Raw genomic sequence first — 18,161 nt, 5'->3', positions numbered from 1 at the left:
AAGTTTCCGGCAAGATCGGCGAAGGTCTTCCTCCCTCGTTGCTTGGGATGTCGGCGGTGCCCCGTAGAGTGAACTGACGGTAAGTGAGGCGCCACACCCCGAGGACCGGATGGACTACTACGCAATCAACGCCCTGCGTGAGAACCATGCAGGCTGGTCCTTGCTGCGCGCCCAGAACGCCCCGCTGGCCATCTCGTTTTTCATGGCGGCGTTCACCGGACCGAACCAGCGCAACCTCGGCCGCCAGCAGCTCATCGACAACCTCGACGATGTGCTCTTCGGCCTGAGGGATGCCTACGGCGAGGACAAGTTCCCCCGCCAGGCAGCCGAGTACCTGGACGACTGGGCCGCCCCGGAACGGGCATGGCTGCGGAAGTACTACATCCAGAACGAGGACGAGCCCCGCTACGACCTCACCCCCGCGGCCGAGGACGTGGTCCGCTGGGTGGAGAGCCTCAAGGGCAGGGACTTCGTCGCCACCCAGTCGCGGCTGACGAGCATCTTCGCGGTCCTGGAGCGGCTGGTCCAGCAGTCGGAGACGGATCCCGAGGTTCGCCTCAAGGAGCTCCAAAGCCAGCGGGACGCCATCGACGCCGAGATGCAGCGCATCCGCGACGGCAACATCCGCGTCATGACGGCCCCCGAAGCGCTGGACCACTTCCAGCAGCTGCAGGCACTGGCCAAGGACCTCCTCTCCGACTTCCGCGAGGTCGAGCAGAACTTCCGCAAGCTGGACCGGCAGGTCCGCGAGCAGATCGCCACCTGGGACGGCACGCAGGGCGAGCTGCTGGAATCGATCTTCGCCAACCAGCAGGACATCAGCAGCTCCCTGCAGGGCCGGACATTCCAGGGCTTTTGGGACTACCTCATGTCCCCAGAATCCCGGCGGAAACTGCAGGAACTCCTCCAGCGCGCCACCCAAATCGAAGCCCTGGCCAGCACCGAGAACCTGCACACCGTCACCAACCTGCACCAGGACTGGCTGCCCGCCGTCGAACAGACCCAGGCCACCGTCCGCCAGCTGTCCCAGCAGATGCGCCGGCTGCTGGACGACAAGGTGTTCCTCGAAAACAAGCGCATTATGCAGCTGATCCGAAGCGTCGAGTCGGGCGCGCTGGCAACAAGGGAACAACCGCCGTCGGGCGACTTCATCGCCATCGATGGCCCTCAGGTGGAGATCACCCTGCCGTTCGAACGCCCGCTGTACGAACCAAGCCGGCGGGTCATGGTCGAGGACCACATCGAAACCGCCGACGACGCGGACGTGGACGCCGGCGCCCTGTTCAGCCAGTTCCACGTGGACAAGGAGCGGCTCAAGGCCAACATCGACGCCGTCCTTGCCGAAGCGGAACAGGCCACCCTGGCGGACATCACAAAGAAACACCCTTTGCAACAGGGTCTCGCGGAGATTGTGGCCTACTACCAGCTGGCCACGGAGTCCGACTGGGCCACCATCAACGCGGAGACCGAGCAGCACATAGCCTGGCAGCTGGAAGACGGCAGCATCCGCGAAGCCACCCTGGAACAGATCATCTTCGGAAGGCCCACATGAATCCGGCAGCGAATTTCCCGGCCACAGCAGAAACGGAAAGCCGCACGCCCGAGGAACTTCCCGGCGTCGTCACCCGGCTCTTCAAAGGCGTGCTGTACGCCGAAGCGGACGAGAAGGTCTGGCAGTCGCTGCTGGGCCTGTCCTCCCAGGTCCGCGACTACGTGTCCGTACTGGGGCTGGACCTGATCCTGGACGAGTCCGAGGGCTACGCGTTCCTGAAGTCGCGCGAGGATCCGGACGGCACGCTCCCCCGGCTCATCGCGCGCCGCACGCTCACCTTCAACGTCAGCCTCCTGCTGGTCCTCCTCCGCCGCCGCATGCTGGAGTTCGACATCAACAGCAGCGAGGTCAGGCTCATCATGACCGAGCAGGACATCGTGGACATGGTCTCGCTGTTCCGGCCCGAATCCAGCAACGAGGCCAGGACTCTGGACAGGCTCCGGGCAGACGTCAAGAAAGTGGTGGAGCTCGGCTTTCTGCGGAAGCTCAAGGGGCAGGCGGACACGTATGAGGTGGCCCGCATCCTCAAGGCGTTCGTGGACGCCCAGTGGATGGAGGAGTTCGATAGACGGCTGGCGGACTACCGGGCGACACTGGACGGAACGCTGGGCGCCGATCCGTTGAGTACCGGAACCTCCGGGGAGGACAGCAAGTGACCGCTGAAGTTCAGGACACGCTTTTCAGCCTGGAGGAAAAGGCGGACGACGGCGGGACTCCCCCGGGCTTCCGGCTGCACCGTTTGGAGCTGCTCAACTGGGGCACGTTCCACCAGGGCGTGCGGACGTTCCGGCTGGATGGTGCCAACAGCCTGCTCACCGGCGATATCGGCTCGGGCAAATCAACGGTGGTGGACGCGATCACCACCCTGCTGCTGCCGGCCCACAAAATCGAGTACAACAAGGCGGCGGGCGCGCAGAAGAAGGAACGCTCGCTGATGTCGTACGTGCGCGGCTTCCACAAGAGCACGCGCAGCATTGGCGGCGAATACTCCAAGCCGGTGGCGCTGCGCAGCACCGGAGCACTGACCGTGGTGCTCGCGGTCTTCCACAACGCGGTGCTCGGCAAGTCGGTCACCCTGGCCATCACGCTGTGGGCCACGCAGGAGGCGGGGCAGCCCAGCCGGTTCTATTCCCTGGCCGAGGCGGACCAGTCCATCGCGGCCGACTTCTCCAACTTCGGCCAGGACCCGGCGAATCTGAAGAAGAAGCTGCGTGCAGCCGGTGCCGCCGTGCATGACACCTTCGAGCCCTACGCCGCGGCCTTCAAGCGGCAGTTCGGGATCAGCGGCAACCAGGCCATGGAGCTGTTCCACCGCACGGTGTCCATGAAGCAGGTGGAGAACATCACCTCCTTCGTGCGCACCAACATGCTGGAAGAGGACAACGTCGCCGAGCGGATCGGCAAACTGATCCACCACTTCGACGACCTGAAAAAGGCCCACGAAGCGGTGCTGCGGGCGAAGGACCAGATCGCCCTGCTCACGCCCATCAGGGACGGCGCCGCCCAGCACGCGAAGCTGAGCCGCGAGGACGAGCTGGCCCGGCAGCAGCGGGATCAGCTGCACCCTTGGTTCACGGACCGGAAGCTGCAGCTGAGCCTGGAGCATCAGCAGGAGCTGGAGCGGACCGGTGAACGGCTGCAGGAGGACAGCAGTAAGCTCCGGACCGAGATCGCGGACAAGCGGCGCCAGCTGCAGGCCGTGCAGGAGGACATCCGCACCAACGGCGGCGGCCGGCTCGCAGCGATCGACGCCGACATCGCCCGGCTGGCCAGTGAATCGCGGATTCAGCGGCAGCGCTTCGACACCTACACGGAGGCCGCGAAGGATCTGGGGCTGCGGCCGCCCGAGGACAAAGTGCTCTTCGATGGCAACCGTGCCCGGCTCGCCGACGTCGAGAAGCAGCTCGCCGAACAGTCCGATGAGCTGCAGGAGGACCGGACTCAGCTGACCATTGCCCGCACCGGACTGAACAACCGGCTCACGGAAATCGGCGCCGAGCTGCGCAGCCTGCAGTCCCGCCCCAACCTGCTGCCGATCCCCCAGCTCGAGCTCCGCCTTCGGCTGTGTGACGGGACGGGCATCCCGGAAGCGGCGCTGCCGTATGCCGGCGAACTGCTGCGGGTCCGGGACGGTGAGGGCGCGTGGGAGGGCGCGGCAGAGCGCACGCTGCACGGCTTCGCGCTGTCCCTGCTGGTGCCGGCCGAACACTACGCGGCGGTGAGCAGCTGGGTGGATGCCAACAACCTGAAGGGCCGGCTGGTCTACCTCCGGATCGGCGAATCCCCGGCGGCCAAGACGGCGGAGCCGGGGACGCTGGCTGCGAAGATCGCCATCAAGCCGAACACACCGTTCCGCAACTTCCTGCTGGACGAGCTCGCCGACCGGTTCGATCACTACTGCTGCGACACCCTCGAGGATTTCCGCCGCTATCCCAAGGCGCTTACCGTGAACGGGCAGCTCAAGGGCGGCAGGGGCAGGCACGAAAAGGACGACCGGCGGGAGCTCACGGACCGGCGCAACTACGTGCTCGGCTGGGACAACCACGACAAGATCAGCCGCTTTCTCGCCGAGCAGGACGAGCTCAGGGGCCAGCTGTGGGTCACGGAGGCGCAGCTGGCCAAGGTGAACGGGAACCTCGGCGCGCTGGGCCGGCAGAACCAGCAGCTGGGCACGGTCCGGTCGGTGGCGGACTTCGGTGAGATCAGCTGGCAACTCACGGCGCGGCGGATCGAGGAGCTCAAGGCCGAGAAGCTTGAGCTGGAAACCGCCAGTGACGTGCTCAAGCAGCTGACCGCCAAGGAATCCGCCGTCAGCAAAGAGCTGGAGCGGCTGGAGGAAAGATCCGGCAAGCTGCGCGAGCGCCTGGGCGCGAACGAGAAGGACGCGAGGGACATCGCGGAGGCGATCGAGGAATGCCGCGGCATTCTCGCCGAGACTCCCCTGACGGACGACGGCGGGGTGCTGGCCGCCGTCGAACAGCTCACCCAGGCGGCGCTCGGGGACAAGACACTGACGTACAAGAACACGGGCACGGCGGAGAGCTCGGTCCGCGCCGGCCTGACGGACACCATTGATGCCCTGTCCAAGCGGATCGCGCGGGCGGCGGAGGGCACAGTCCGGCTGATGGCTGACTTCCGCAACAAGTACCCGAACGAGACCACGGACATCGACGCCGCGCTCGAGGCCGCGGCGGACTACAACCGGCTGCTGGAGCAGCTGGTCAGCAACGACCTGCCGCGGTTCGAGGCGCACTTCAAGGAGTCGCTGAACCAGAACACCATTCATGAGGTGGTGGCGTTCAACGCGTTCCTGGACAGCCGGCGGCAGGACATCGTGAACCGGATCGGCGAGATCAACCAGTCGCTGGCCGGGATTGAGTACAACCCGGGCCGGCACATCCAGCTGGAGCACCAGAACAGTTCGGACCAGGACGTTCGTGAGTTCGGCGTCGATCTGCGGGCGTGCTCAGAGGGCACCATCGGCGACGAGGACCAGTACTCAGAGCAGAAGTACCTGCAGGTGGAGCGCCTGATCGAGCGCTTCCGGGGACGCGAGGGCCTGACCACCCTGGATGAGCGGTGGACGGCCAAGGTCACGGATGTGCGGAACTGGTTCACGTTCTCGGCGTCGGAGAAATGGACCGAGACCGGCGAGGAGTTCGAGCACTTCACCGATTCCGGCGGCAAGTCGGGCGGCCAGAAGGAGAAGCTGGCGTACACCATCCTGGCTGCGGCGCTGGCGTTCCAGTTCGGGCTGGGGTCGGGTGTTACCGCCTCCAAGAATGCGAAGAGCGGCCGGAGTTTCCGGTTCGTGGTGATCGACGAGGCGTTCGGGCGCGGCTCGGACGAGTCCGCGCGGTACGGGCTGCAGCTGTTCCAGCGGATGAAGCTGCAGCTGCTGATCGTCACGCCGCTGCAGAAGATCCACGTGATCGAGCCGTTCGTCTCGCACGTGGGGTTTGTGGCGAACACCAACGGCGACGACTCGCAGCTGCGCAACATGACCATCCAGGAGTACCGCGACGAACGGGACCGGCGTGCCGGTTGAGTCCTGGACTACTGTTTCCGGGCTGCGGGCGCTGTCGCTGAAGGCGTGGAACAGCGGGGCGCTGCTGCGGGAATTGTTGGAACCGTCGGGCGCGTATCCGCGCCGCCGTGTTTTGAAACGTCCGACGGCGGCAGCCCTGTTGAGCGATTACGCTGCGGCCCAGCGGTGGGCGGCTGAGCTGTTCGCTGGTGCCGGCCCGTACGAGCTGGAGACAGCGGAGGTGGGGCGCCGGACGGTGGGCTCCAACCGAATTCCGGCTGCGGCGGTGTTTGGGACTGTCGAGGACGAGATCGGGTTTGTCGGGAAGTCCCGGGAGGCGGCGCAGTTACGGGCGCTGGCGTCGCAGCTGGGTGAACTCGATCCGCTGCTTCTGACCTGGGCAGCTCGGCGTCCCCTGAAGGTTTTGGAGCTGGGCGCTGACGCCCTGACCGCCGCGCGGGTGGCGCTGTGGCTACGGGACAATCGGGAGCCGGGAATCTACGTCCGGCAGCTGGGACTGCCCGGAGTGCACACCAAGTTCATCGAGCGGAACCGGCAGGTTATTGACCAACTGCTCGCCGCCGTCGTACAGGATGCTGACGGTGGTGACGATGAGGACGGCGCGGAAGCTGTCCTGGGAGACCCCGCGGAAGCACCCGTTGAGGCAGATAGCCCAACCGTTGCGTTGGACGACGGTGCCGGCCGCACCCCGGCGGCACGCTTTGCCCGACGCCACGGGTTCCTGCATCCACCCGAGCTCGTCCGGTTCCGCATCCTCGACCCCGCGGTTCCTGCGCTGGGCAACGCCCGGGACATCACCGTCACGGCGGAGGCATTCAGCACGTTGCAACTGCCCGTGCACACCGTGATAGCGACCGAGAACCTGGTCAACTTCCTCGCGCTTCCGGAGCGCCCCGGAACGCTGGCGCTCTATGGAGCAGGCTACGGATTCTCTTCCCTACGTGATGCGGCGTGGCTTCGCGACCGCGGGGTCCTGTACTGGGGCGACATCGATACGCACGGTTTCAGAATCTTGGATCAGCTTCGCGCAGTGCACCCGCACGTGGAGAGCGTGCTGATGGACGAGGAAACCCTGCTCGCCCACCGCCATGCGTGGGGTGAGGAACCGTCGCCGTCGAAAGCTGCGTTGACCAGGCTCACTGCGGAGGAGTTGGCGCTCTATGAAGCGCTGAGCAGCGACACCCACGGTTCAGCCGTACGCCTCGAACAGGAACTCATCCGCTGGGACTGGGCGCTGGAGCGGCTCCGCTAGTGCTTTTTGGCTTTGGAGCGTCTCTTCTGCACAGGAGGAACATCTAAGTCCGGCACAGCTCGGAGCATGAAGCGGTCGAAGTGAGGCACAGTGAACCCCGCGTAGCCGTGGGAGGGGGTATAGAGGAGCCCCATGTTGATGAGCTCAGATCTGGTGGGGGCTAGCTGGGTCGACTCTCGTCCCATGACAGCAGCCACATCTGCGGCCTTTTGCGAGTCAGGGCCGAGCTGTGCCATTGCTCGCATGTAGGCAATCTGCAGTTGAGTGGCCCTATCCAAACGGACGCGGAAGAAGGAGGAATCAAGCTTGGCCTCGTACGCGTCCTTTGCATCCTCTACGTCTTCAAGCGTGATGACATCGCCGTCAGCCACTGCCCATACCTGGTACCCAAGCTCTTGAACGAAGTATGGATAGCCCTCCGTAAGCTCAAACGCCCGGTTCAGGGCGTCGTCGCTGAACGACACACCTTCAATGTGAGCAGGCTCGGCGAGAGCCTTCTTTGCATCTTCCACATCGAGCGAGCCGATTTTTGGAAACTTGAAAAGCCGCTCGGCGTAGGATTTTGCATCACCTGCGAGCTCCGCGATCTGGGGCAGGCCGGCTCCTACAAAGGTTACTGGGAGCTTTCGTTGAACCGTCTTATGTATTGCCTGAATAACGGCTTCCAGCTGCGTCTGGCTCAGGAACTGGACCTCATCAAACAGCAAAACTAGCCCTGTCGCATGTTCCCGCGCAGCTTCGCCGATGGAAACCAGGACGTCCGTCAAATCCAGGGTGAGGTTCCCGTGATCGGCAAACCCCTCGGCGGGGTCGACGTCCAAGGACAATGTCGGGGCCCCTGACGACGGGTCGATGGAAAGGCTGAAGGACTGGAGGACTTGAGCTGCTTTCCTGGCCTTCTCTCCCCACTTGGCCTTGGGCGAAATCTGAAAAAGCGCTGCCCGAAGCTGCGACTAAACCGTCTGCCGGAAGTGACTGTCGTCATGCTTGCTGGCCTCCAACTCAAGGACTCTCCACTTGAATTCCTCGGCTATCTGGCGGAACTCTCCCAGCAGCACAGTCTTCCCAACGCCGCGCAGACCAGTGACGATCATGGATTGATTCGTCCGTCCGCGGCCCAGGCGGTGGAGGAGCACTTTGAAGTCCTCCAGCAACTCGTCTCGTCCGATGACGATCTCGGGAGTAGCACCGGCATTGGGCGTGTAGGGATTGCTTATGGGGTCCACACGACCGAGCTTACAACTTTTATCCCGCTTTATTGGATTCTAATAAAGTGACTAAAAATCAATAAACCCGGGGCAGACCTGTTCTGGCTCGAGGCCGCGCCGGACTACAACCGGCTGCTGGACCAGCTGGTCAGCAACGACCTCCCCCGGTTTGAGGCGCACTTCAAGGAGTCGCTGAACCAGAACACCATCCACGAAGTGGTGGCGTTCAACGCGTTCCTCGCCACGCCTACGGACCGGCCGTACGCCTCGAACAGGAACTCATCCGTTGGGACTGGGCGCTGGACCGTCTCCGGTGACTGGACCTGGCAAATTCAGCGCCCCAGCCCGAGAAAGACGGCAAGGGATTGTTCAACTGCAACCATCGTTTTGGAATCTATTCGGCCTATCCGCTGCCCCAGGTTACTGCGACGGACTGTTGTCAGCTTGTCCACCATAATCTGGCTGACGAGTTCCAAACCGGTGAGCTGCCCCGGTTCCACCGTCAGCCTCAGGAGCGGGGCGTCAGTCAGATGGGACGTCAGCGGCAGGAGCGTGACCGACTCCGACGCTTCGAAAAGGTCATCCTGAATGATGAGTGCGGGTCGGGGCTTCTGCGCATACGTTCCGCCGGACACCGTCCACAGCTCACCGCGATTCACTCCCGCCAGTCTTCCGCAATCTGTTCGACGAAATCCTGGTCGTCCGTCGCCCGGTCCGAAGCGGCAACGGCCAGCGCCTGGCGTCGCGCTTCGTCCCTAAACTTCTCCGTGCGCACATCCGGCACCCACATCTGAATCTGCCGGAATCCGCGCTCACGCATGGCAATCCGGTGCCGTGCAACCCGATCCCTTACGCTCATGAATCCATGTTACATGTAACGTTCTTGCGTGTGCCCGTGATCCGGCATAACGGGGCTTGTCCAACAAGCCCGTACCACTTGCTACGCTGGAAGTTCCCAAAACAAACCCAAGCGAGGCATAACGTGCACGAGGACGCCGTCCGGTTCCTGTCCCAACCGGTGGAGGCCCAGCCCGGCTCACCGCTCCGGGTCGCCGTCTACTCACGGATCGCCGAAGCCATCCGCAACAACCTGCTCCAGCCCGGCTCCATGCTCCCCACCGAGACCGAACTCGGCACCGACATGAAGGTCAGCCGCACCGTCGTCCGCGAGGCCCTCATGCTGCTCGAGGAGGACGGCCTCATCCGGGCCCGCCGCGGCGTCGGCCGGTTCGTCTCCGACACCCTCCCCCGCATCGGTATCGAACGCATCCGCCCCTTCGAGGAGGTCCTCGGCGGCCCCGGCCACCAGGTCCAGATCAAGCGCATCCAGGTGGAAAAGCAGCCGGCCTCCGAGTTCGTGGCCCCCGGCGTCGGCGTCGATCCCGGCAGCGACGTCTGGCTCTGGGAATCCGTCCTCATCCGCGACGGCGAACCCATCGCGCACCTGCAGGAAAACATCTCCGCCCTCCCCGTCAGCTTCGCCGGCAGCACCCCCAAGCCGTTGGAAATTAACGACGACGGCGGCACCACCTTGCTCACGGCCCTCAACAAGGCGGCGGGCCGGGGACTCGGGCCGGGCGAGTGCCAGATCAGCCTCAGCCAGGTCGGCCCGAGCCGCGCCAAGCTGCTGGATCTGCGGCCCTCGGACCCGGTACTCGTGCTCACCCAGTACGTCCGGCATGGCAACCGGCCCTTCTACCTGGCCAAGTGCCTCATCGCCGACCGCGCCGGACACCTCTCGGTCATGCAGTCGCTCCCGTCCTGACCCACCCCGATCCGGCTCACACCAAACATTGACGCTACTAAGCGTCTCCTTAGATGAAGCTGGTGCAGTCTGAGGAGCTTTTACAACTGGTGCAGTCTGAGGAGCTTTTACAACAGGCATTGCCCCGGCCGCGAACGGCCGGGGCAATTTTTTGTGCCTTTTTATACCTTGAAGCTGCACACTCCAATGACGGCCAGGTTCCTCCCAGGCGCCTAGAGACCAGTCTTGCTTACTCCGTACTCGGCCTGCGCCGGGGTGTAGCCCTCGAAGATCAGCTGGTCGACAAGCCCGGAACGCGAGAAGGCCTGGTAGTCGAGGTAGTCCTTGGCTTTTTTGGCTGCCTGCTCATTCCAGTTGACCGTCACACGGTCAACGGCCCAAGTCGAATCCGCCGTCGAGAACCCCTCAAACTCCAGTTGTCCAATCAGGCCCGTGCGCGAGAAGGCCTGGTAGTCGAGGTAAGACTCAGCTTTCCGCAGGGCGTTCTGCTGACTAACCGTCCCAGCCTTGGCAGCGGCCTCAGCAGCAGCTTTGGCAGCAGCCTCAGCTTCCGCCTTCGCCTTGGCCTCAGCTTCGGCCTTCGCTTTGGCATCCGCCTCGGCCTTTGCCTTGGCCTCAGCGTCAGCCTTAGCCTTGGCTTCCTTGGCGGCGGCTTCCGCCTCAGCTTTTGCAGCAGCGTCGGCCTCTGCCTTGGCAGCAGCGTCCTCCTCAGCCTTCGCTTTGGCCTCGGCCTCCGCCTTGGCCTCCGCTTCAGCCGCAGCCTTTTCGGCGGCGGGATCCGGAGCTGCAGTCTCTGTCGGGGCCGCAGCAGAGTCAGCCACGGTGGAAATGGACGATGGGGCAGCTTCCCCGCGGGTGGCGTTGAAGATAAGGCTGAGGAGAACGAAGACGCCCGTGACGATCAAGGCAACTTTCTTGTGCCGGTCGTAACCCTCCAGCGGGAGACCGTGCTTGTCCCTGGTCTTGTTCGCCAGCACGAGGATGAGGTCGATCAGTGCCCAAATGCCCAGGCCACCAAAGGTGATCAGCTTGAGGGCGCCGGTTCCCACTTTGCCCAAGTAGAACCGGTCGATGCCCAGAATGCCGACGAGCAGGGAAAGCAGCCATGTCACAAGGAAAGACTTAGTACTCTGCGGTGACTGTCCGTAGCCGTACGCAACGGGATAGGGGGAGAAGTTCTGGGGTTGGCTCATTAGAGTCCTTTCATAGGAAGATGACAGACCCGCAGAACGTCCTTTCCAGGACGTCAGCCGGCCGGCGCTTGGGCTCGTCTTGAGGGCATCTGGATTTCCCATTGAAAGCCGGCTTCCCCACAAGCCGTTTACTCCGCTTCCATGCTTATGCCGCACGCTCAATTTCTGCTTAGATTTGGCCATGCTGAACGCAAGGTTCTGCGCAGGATTAGCAAAGGTGTGGCGTGCGTCAGACTCGTAACGATGCAAAAGACTCCGCCAGCTGACGTGCTGGCGGAGCCTTCTTGGTTAGAGCTTCGGCTAACGAACAGCCTTGTCTGCATTTACGCGACCATAGGCCCAGAAGGTGCCCGATCCGGAAATTTTGTCAGCGGTTGACTCCACAATCGCGCGGACTGACGTGTTTGTCGCCCCCGGGTGGGAGCTCCAAGCAAGGGCCGCAGTTGCAGCGACGATAGGCGAGGACATCGAGGTCCCGTTGCCCACGTCGTAACCGAGGGAGCGGTTGTTCTGTGTCCCGATGACGAACTTGTGGTTCGGGAACGTCGAATAAACATTGACTCCGGGAGCTGCCACATCCACCCAGCTGGCCCCGTAGGTCGAGAAGGATGCCTTGGCGTCCTTGTTGTCCGTAGCTGCGACGGCCATGACGTTGGGGTATGCAGCCGGGTAGATCTTGGTCTGGTTGCCGCCGTTGCCTGCTGCGGCAACGAGCACCACGCCCTTGCTCCAGGCGTTGTTGATGGCAGCTTCGAGGGTGCGTGACGCCCGGACGCCGATGCTCATGTTGATGACCTTCGCACCGTTAGTGACGGCCCAGTTGATGCCGTTGGCAAGACTGGAGCTGGATCCTACCCCGCTGTCGTTGAGCACCTTGCCGGCAAGAATCGAACAACCCGGGCACGTTCCGGCAACACCGACCGTGTTGTTGTAGCTGGCTGCGACAATGCCGGCCACATGGGTGCCGTGGCCGTAGTTGTCTTCGTTGGTGGCAGCGCTGCTGAAGTTGGCCCGCAGGACAACCTTCGGGTTGATGTCGGGGTTGTCGCTGGCTACGCCTGAGTCGAGAACAGCGACTTTGATGCCGCTGCCGGTGGTGACGTTCCATGCTTCGACGGCGTCGACGTCGGCATCAGCTGTTCCCGCGGGCACTGTGAGCGTGCTGGCAGTGTTGGTGAACGACTGGGCGGTGTTCTGGAGGGCATATTGCCGGGGGAAGTACTGGTCAGAGGTGGCCGCCGTGACTACCTCGTCCGGCTCTGCATACTCGACGGCGGGGTTGCGGTTCAACGTTTCGATGAGTGAGGCTTCCTGGCCCGCCCGCACCTTGATCACCTGAGCTCCCGTGCTGCCAATGCTGGCACCGTTGCTGAGGCCTTGCTGGCGGAGTACGTCGGCGGCGGTGTCGTGATCCCGGAACTTGACGATGATCTGGCTCGTGGCCTGTTGCGGCTCCGTTGCCGCGTTGCCTGGGCCTGCTGCGGTGACTGCACCAAACCCGAGGAGCACCGTGGCGAGGCCAGCTATAACTACCTTTTTCATAGGCAGAATTTTCCGTCAATCCGCACGGGCGAGGTAGCGTCTGCCGGAAAATTACACCCGCGTGTGTGCCAAGGGTGCCGCGGCAAGCCCTGCCTCAGTAACTCAATACAAAGGTGCTCCGCCGGTTCACCGGCGGAGCACCTTATCCAATTGCAGTTATTGCCGACGCCTTTGCAGTCGCTCCGGTCCTACTGCTGTCTCATTGGCTGGTCGCAGACTCCAACCACAGCCCGGCACGCGTTCACGCGGCCCTTAGCCCAACTGCTGCCTGTGCCGATAATCGGGTCAGCCGTCGATTCGACTTTTGCGCGGACTGACTTGTTGTCCGTGCCGGCAGGCGTGCTCCAGACAAGCGCGGCAATGCCGGCAACAACTGGCGAGGCCATGGACGTGCCGCTGGCAATGTCATAGCCCATTGACCGGCCGTTCTGCTTGCCCAGGACGAAGGGATGCTTCGGAAAGGTCGAGTAGACATTGACGCCCGGCGCTGCCACGTCCACCCATTTGCCGTAGGTTGAGAAGGAGGCTTTGGCATCGTTGTTGTCGGTCGCGGCCACGGACAGGACGTTGGTGTAAGCGCCCGGGTAGATCGGTGCCTGGGTACCGGCGTTACCGGCCGCGGCCACGATCACCACCCCGCTCTTCCATGCGTTGTTGACGGCAGCTTCGAGGGCCCGCGATGAAACGCGCTGTCCAAGGCTCATGTTGATGACCTGGGCGCCGTTTTCAACCGCCCAGTTGATGCCATTCACGATGGACGAGGTGGAGCCGGAACCGTCGTCGTTCAGGACTTTGCCGTCCAGGATGGAGCAGTCCGGGCAAACACCCGAGACACCCTCCGTGTCCCTGGTGGCGGCGATAATACCGGCCACGTGCGTACCGTGGCCGTAGTTATCTTCGCCCGTGGCCGCGGTGCTGAAGTTGGCACTGAGAACAACCTTCGCCGCGATGTCGTCGTTGTCGCTGGCGACACCCGTGTCCAGCACGGCAACCTTGATGCCGCCTCCCGTGATGCCGCCTCCCGTAGTGACGCTCCACGCTTCGACGGCGTCCACATCGGCGTCGGCCTTGCCTGCGGTGACGGTCACCGTGTCGTTGGTGCTGGTAAACGACTGGCCCTCGTTGTGCAGTGCATACTGGCGGGGAAAATAGTCCGGGTCGGGTTCATCGACGGCGGCGGTAACGAGCTGGTCCGGCTCGGCGTATTCAACGTTGGGGTTCCGGCTCAGGGATTCAATGAGCTGGGATTCCTTGCCGGCAGGCACTTTGATGAGGTGCGCCCCGGTGCTGCCGATGCCAGCGCCTTCGCTGAGACCGTTCATGCGCAGCAGGCCGGCTGCGGCGGCGTTGTCGCGGAACTTGACGATGATCTGGCCTGGGATCTGCTGCGGCTCCGTTGCCGCGTTGCTTGGCCCAACTGCGGTGATCGCGCCAAAACCTACGACTACGGCGGCGAGGCTGGCCATAACGTGTTTTTTCATGAGGAGCATCTTGCTTCAATCTGGATGAGCTAGGTAGCACCTGCCGGAAAATTACCTGTGAATTTCCTCCTTACCCGGTGGCTTCCGCTGGCGGCGCGCCTCCGCCACCTAAGACTAAAAGGGCGACGGCGGCACGGCGTAGAGCGCGTCAGAACGCCCGCGGCCACGTCATTTGAGAGACTGGCTGAGTTCGTATAACAAGGAAGAGGGGGCTCCCTTATGGAGGCAGCAGCAGTAACCACGTGGATGTTCGTTGAAGAATGTCCTATTCCACATGACGTGATGGAATTGATGCTCCCTGGCGAGCAGCCGGTTGCCGCCTACCGGACCTTCCGGGACAGCGCCATCTTTACGACCAAACGCATGATTGTGCGCGACGCGCAGGGCCTCACCGGGAAGAAGGTGGAGGTGTACTCGCTGCCGTACACCGCCATCAACATGTGGTCCTCCGAGAATGCCGGAAAATTTGACCTCGACGCCGAACTGGAGCTGTGGACTCGAGCAGGCCACGTCAAGATCAAGGTGGGCAAGAAGGTGGACATTCGTCGCCTCGACATGCTGATCGCGCATTCAGTCATTGGGTCGCAGCACTAAGACTGCACAAAACGGAAACGGCGGGGAGGACAACGCACTCCCCCGCCGTTTCCGCATTTGAGCAGTCGGTGGTTTCGAAAAGCTCAACCAACGGCCAACGGCCCCGCGGCGGCAAATGCCGCCGTCGAACCCTCCGAATCAAACAGCCCGCGCCGCGCCGCAGCCATGCCTACTCCGGCGGGTTCACCCGATGGTTTGGCTGCTGTCGTACCCCAGTGCACGGCTGGCTTCCAGTCCCGCACGGGCTACCACCGGCCCCAGCCGCTCGACATCGGCGGGCCCAATCCGCTGGGTAGGGAACCCCAGGCCCACAGCGCACGCAAGCCGTCCGGCATGGTCGAACACCGGCGCGCTGATGGAACCCACATCCGGGTTGCGTTCCCCGAAGGCCGCAAAAAACCCTTGCTCGCGGGCAACAGCCGCCTGCTCCCGGAGCGTCTGCAGGGACACCGGGGTATCCGGCGTAAAGCCCTCGAGCCCGTGCTCGTCCAAAGCATCCCAGGCCCCGGGGTCGAACGCCAGGAAAACCTTGCCAGGAGCGCCTGCGTGCAGCGGCATGACCATGCCCACCATGAACGGCCGCATCACCACATGCCGCGTCTCGGCCACCGCAACGATGGTCCGGAAGGCCCCGTCCCGGACGTACAGGCAGGCAGTTTCGCCGGTGTCGTCGCGCAACTGCTGCAGGACCGGTTTCACCAGCCGGACCACGTCCAGCCCGAACGTCCCGGGAGTAGCCCAGCGGACCAGTCCGATACCGATCCGGTACCGGTCGCCGTCGCGGTCCAAAAACCCTTCCCGCAGCATGTTCTGCACTAGCCGCTGGCAGGTGCTGGACGGCAGCCCCGTCTTGCGGATGATCTGCTGCAGCGTCGGCTCGGGCTCCGCCACCGAGAAACAGTCCAGAATCTCCGCCACCTTGTGCAGGACCAACAAGGGGGAAGCCCCAGCTCCCGGTTCCTTGACCACTGTTCAAACGCCCCTTCGATCTTCTTACTCCGGCAGCCTCCAGCTTAGTGAGCCGGGAGCAGCGCCAGGCACGTGATCCATTTGACATCCCGCGCAGGTGACCCACATCATGGGATTAGAACCCACTTTATGGGTTTACCCGATGATCCCCAACACAACGACGTGGAGAAGCCATGAGCACCCCCGCTGTAACCTGCGAAACCGCCCCCGAGCCGAAGCGCCCCGGTGCCAGCCGCGTGGGACTGATCGTTCCCAGCTCCAACACCACCATGGAGACCGAGCTGCCGGAACTGTTCCGGCGCCAGGCCGAGGCCACCGGCCACAAGTACACCTTCCACTCCGCCCGCGCCGGCATGAAGAAGGTCACCAAGGAAGAACTCCTGGCCATGGTGGGCAAGGCAGCCCAGTGCGCCGAAGCGGTCTCCGACGCCGACGTGGACGTCATCGCATACGCCTGCCTGGTGGCCGTCATGGCCCAGGGCCCCGAAGCCCACGAGGGCTCCGAGAAGGTCATCGCCGACGCCGCAGCCGGCAACGGACACCCCGCCCCGGTCACCAGCAGCGCCGGCGCCCTGGTCCGCACCCTGCACGAAATCGGTGCCCGCAAGGTCGCCATGATCACCCCTTACATGAAGCCGCTGACCAAGATGGTGGTGGACTACATCGAAGGCTCCGGCATCACTGTGCTGGACGCCATCAGCCTCGAAGTAGCGGACAACCTCGAAGTTGGCTGCCTCGACCCGCAGAACCTGCCCGCGCTGGCCCGCAGCCTGCAGCGCGAGGGCGCGGACGCCGTCGTCCTGTCCGCCTGTGTCCAGATGCCGTCGCTCGCCGCGGTCCAGGCAGTGGAGGACGAGCTGGGACTCCCGGTCATCACGGCGGCCACGGCCACCACCTACGAGATCCTCAAGGCCCTGGGCCACCAGCCCGCCATCAGCGGCGCGGGCAGCCTGCTGTCCGGCGCCGGCGTCCTCACCCCGGCAAACGCGTAGGCGGTTGGCACCATGTCGCTGTCACTCATCGCGTTCCTGGTGCTGGTGGCGGCCTTCGCCGTCGGGTCCTTCACCAAGATCAACGCCGGGCTGCTGGCCACCGTCGCCGCGTTCGGCGTGGGCACCCTCCTGGCCGGCATGTCCATCAAGGACGTCATCGGACAATTCCCCGCCGGGCTTTTCTTCATCCTGGTGGGCGCTACCCTGCTGTTCGCCATCGTCCGGATCAACGGCACCATAGACCTGCTGGCCTACTGGGCTGAACGGCTCGCCGGCGACCGGAAGATCCTGGTCCCCATCCTGATGTTCCTGCTGACGGCAGCCCTGGCTTCTGCCGGTGCTTTCACGCCCGCCGCCATTGCCATCGTGGCGCCGGTGGGCCTGGCGCTGGGCACGCGGTTCGGCATCAGCACCCTGGCCATGGGCCTGGTCATCGTCCAGGGCGCGAACGCCGGTGCATTCTCTCCGGTCAACCCCTTCGGCGTGCTCGGCAACAAGATGCTGGACGGCGCCGGCGCCGCGGACGGTTCATTCAAGCTCTACGCGTACTGCTTCGTCTTCAACGCCATCCTTGCCGTGATCGCCTACGTCCTGGTGCAGGCCATCATGAAGCGCCGGGCGGCCAAGGCAGGTGTCGCCGGCGGCGACAGTGCCGTGAAGAACGACGGCGGCGCTGACGCACCCCAAGGGAGCGGCGTTTCAGGTTCCGGGGGCGCCGGAACGGCGGTGCTCACCGCACCGGCACAGACCGCTGTGGCCGCCGGGACCAGGACCAGCCCGGAGAAGGTGGCCGCAACCCCCATGCGCGTCCTCACGCTGGTGGGCATCGCCTCCCTGCTGGTGCTCACCACCGTCCTGGGACTTGATGTGGGAGTTGCCTCGCTGGTCATCGCCGCGGTACTGATCATCCTGGACTCCAGCGTCCAGAAGCCGGCGGTGGAAAGCATGCCGTGGTCGGCCATTATCCTGGTGACCGGCATCGTCACCTACGTGGGCATGCTGGAGAAAATGGGTGCGCTGAAGGAGCTCCAGGAAGGCATCGCGGGCCTGGGCAACAGTTCCCTCGCCGCGCTGATCGCCAGCTACGTGGTGGCCATCGTTTCAGCCTTCGCCTCCACTACCGGAACCCTGGGTGTCATCAGCCCGGTGATTGAGCCCATCGCCATGGACCCGCTGCTCACCCCCGTGGGAGTGGTGACGGCCATCGCCATCAGCTCCTCAGTGGTTGATGTCAGCCCCATGTCCACCAGCGGCGCCCTGCTGATGGCGAGCGCCCAGCCCAAGGATGAGCGGATGTTCTTCCGCGCGCTGCTGCTGTGGGCTATCGCGATGATCGGTGTGGTGCCGCTCCTCGTCTGGTTCCTGTTCGTCCAGCTCGGGCTCGGCTAAGAGTCCCGGGCTGAAGGGGAAGGGATGTCCTGGCCGGGCATCCCTTCCCTTTCTCTTTCCCACACAACGCGGGCCGGCTGGCCCTAGGAGACTGCTGAACTAGGGGCTTTTTGAGGGGTTGGGCGGGTGCGTGAGCGCTTTGCCCGGCTTCTCAGGCATGTGCGGGTGGTCGGAGC

The 18,161-nt window shown here is 64.0% G+C and carries 16 protein-coding genes; 8 read left to right on the top strand and 8 right to left on the bottom strand.

The annotated features are described in order from the left end of the window. The first annotated feature begins 109 nt into the window (after positions 1-109). The 4 genes from ACFTR6_RS20435 to ACFTR6_RS20420 are packed head-to-tail and all read left to right on the top strand — an operon-like array spanning position 110 to position 6,852. A complete protein-coding gene (locus ACFTR6_RS20435) occupies positions 110-1,552 on the top strand; it encodes a DUF3375 domain-containing protein (RefSeq protein WP_377959265.1) in 1,443 nt (480 codons plus the stop codon). Next, positions 1,549-2,208, top strand: a complete 660-nt coding sequence (locus ACFTR6_RS20430; protein ID WP_377959264.1) for a DUF4194 domain-containing protein — start codon at positions 1,549-1,551, stop codon at positions 2,206-2,208. The genes ACFTR6_RS20435 and ACFTR6_RS20430 overlap by 4 nt, the downstream gene beginning before the upstream one ends. Further along, positions 2,205-5,600 carry an ATP-binding protein gene (locus tag ACFTR6_RS20425; RefSeq protein WP_377959263.1) on the top strand — a complete coding sequence of 1,132 codons (3,396 nt, stop codon included), beginning with the start codon at positions 2,205-2,207 and terminating at the stop codon, positions 5,598-5,600. Before ACFTR6_RS20430 ends, ACFTR6_RS20425 begins: the two co-directional genes overlap by 4 nt. Next, on the top strand, positions 5,590-6,852 hold the full coding sequence (locus ACFTR6_RS20420; protein ID WP_377959262.1) for a Wadjet anti-phage system protein JetD domain-containing protein: 1,263 nt from the start codon (positions 5,590-5,592) through the stop codon (positions 6,850-6,852). The genes ACFTR6_RS20425 and ACFTR6_RS20420 overlap by 11 nt, the downstream gene beginning before the upstream one ends. Here the strand turns inward: ACFTR6_RS20420 and ACFTR6_RS20415 are convergent. The 4 genes from ACFTR6_RS20415 to ACFTR6_RS20400 all read right to left on the bottom strand — a co-directional run bounded on the left by ACFTR6_RS20415 (position 6,849) and on the right by ACFTR6_RS20400 (position 8,919). Further along, positions 6,849-7,673, bottom strand: a complete 825-nt coding sequence (locus tag ACFTR6_RS20415) for a hypothetical protein (protein WP_377959261.1) — start codon at positions 7,671-7,673, stop codon at positions 6,849-6,851. The two genes, ACFTR6_RS20420 and ACFTR6_RS20415, sit on opposite strands and share 4 nt — an antisense overlap. 132 nt (positions 7,674-7,805) lie before the next feature. Next, positions 7,806-8,078, bottom strand: a complete 273-nt coding sequence (locus ACFTR6_RS20410; RefSeq protein ID WP_377959260.1) for an ATP-binding protein — start codon at positions 8,076-8,078, stop codon at positions 7,806-7,808. A gap of 314 nt (positions 8,079-8,392) precedes the next feature. Beyond that, complete coding sequence (locus tag ACFTR6_RS20405; RefSeq protein WP_076798531.1) at positions 8,393-8,719, bottom strand: type II toxin-antitoxin system PemK/MazF family toxin; 327 nt, start codon at positions 8,717-8,719, stop codon at positions 8,393-8,395. Continuing rightward, complete coding sequence (locus ACFTR6_RS20400; protein ID WP_087872928.1) at positions 8,716-8,919, bottom strand: antitoxin MazE family protein; 204 nt, start codon at positions 8,917-8,919, stop codon at positions 8,716-8,718. Before ACFTR6_RS20400 ends, ACFTR6_RS20405 begins: the two co-directional genes overlap by 4 nt. Positions 8,920-9,042: 123 nt before the next feature. Here ACFTR6_RS20400 and ACFTR6_RS20395 point away from each other — a divergent pair, with 123 nt between their 5' ends. After that, positions 9,043-9,825, top strand: coding sequence for a GntR family transcriptional regulator (locus ACFTR6_RS20395; protein WP_377959259.1), 783 nt, complete (start codon positions 9,043-9,045; stop codon positions 9,823-9,825). 212 nt (positions 9,826-10,037) lie between these two features. On the opposite strand, the gene ACFTR6_RS20390 is transcribed toward ACFTR6_RS20395, so the two are convergent. The 3 genes from ACFTR6_RS20390 to ACFTR6_RS20380 all read right to left on the bottom strand — a co-directional run bounded on the left by ACFTR6_RS20390 (position 10,038) and on the right by ACFTR6_RS20380 (position 14,041). Beyond that, on the bottom strand, positions 10,038-11,018 hold the full coding sequence (locus ACFTR6_RS20390) for an Ltp family lipoprotein (RefSeq protein ID WP_377959258.1): 981 nt from the start codon (positions 11,016-11,018) through the stop codon (positions 10,038-10,040). 300 nt (positions 11,019-11,318) lie between these two features. Further along, positions 11,319-12,560, bottom strand: a complete 1,242-nt coding sequence (locus ACFTR6_RS20385; RefSeq protein ID WP_377959257.1) for a S8 family serine peptidase — start codon at positions 12,558-12,560, stop codon at positions 11,319-11,321. A gap of 188 nt (positions 12,561-12,748) precedes the next feature. Beyond that, positions 12,749-14,041, bottom strand: coding sequence for a S8 family serine peptidase (locus ACFTR6_RS20380; RefSeq protein WP_377959256.1), 1,293 nt, complete (start codon positions 14,039-14,041; stop codon positions 12,749-12,751). 219 nt (positions 14,042-14,260) lie between these two features. Here ACFTR6_RS20380 and ACFTR6_RS20375 point away from each other — a divergent pair, with 219 nt between their 5' ends. Beyond that, complete coding sequence (locus ACFTR6_RS20375; protein ID WP_076798536.1) at positions 14,261-14,635, top strand: PH domain-containing protein; 375 nt, start codon at positions 14,261-14,263, stop codon at positions 14,633-14,635. 183 nt (positions 14,636-14,818) lie between these two features. Here ACFTR6_RS20375 and ACFTR6_RS20370 read toward each other — a convergent pair whose 3' ends face one another. Continuing rightward, a complete protein-coding gene (locus ACFTR6_RS20370; RefSeq protein WP_377959255.1) occupies positions 14,819-15,571 on the bottom strand; it encodes an IclR family transcriptional regulator in 753 nt (250 codons plus the stop codon). A gap of 206 nt (positions 15,572-15,777) precedes the next feature. Here ACFTR6_RS20370 and ACFTR6_RS20365 point away from each other — a divergent pair, with 206 nt between their 5' ends. Both ACFTR6_RS20365 and ACFTR6_RS20360 read left to right on the top strand, forming a co-directional pair. After that, positions 15,778-16,596: an Asp/Glu racemase gene (locus tag ACFTR6_RS20365; protein WP_377959254.1), complete on the top strand. Its 819-nt coding sequence runs from the start codon at positions 15,778-15,780 to the stop codon at positions 16,594-16,596. Positions 16,597-16,608: 12 nt separating this feature from the next. Further along, entirely contained in the window at positions 16,609-17,985 is a 1,377-nt protein-coding gene (locus tag ACFTR6_RS20360) for an SLC13 family permease (RefSeq protein ID WP_377959253.1), read from the top strand. Positions 17,986-18,161 lie beyond the last annotated feature (176 nt).

Source organism: Arthrobacter sp. NPDC057009 (genome assembly GCF_042673905.1).
Lineage (GTDB): Bacteria > Actinomycetota > Actinomycetes > Actinomycetales > Micrococcaceae > Arthrobacter.
Note: the sequence above shows the minus strand (reverse complement) of the source record. Positions and strands in the feature narration are given on the sequence as shown.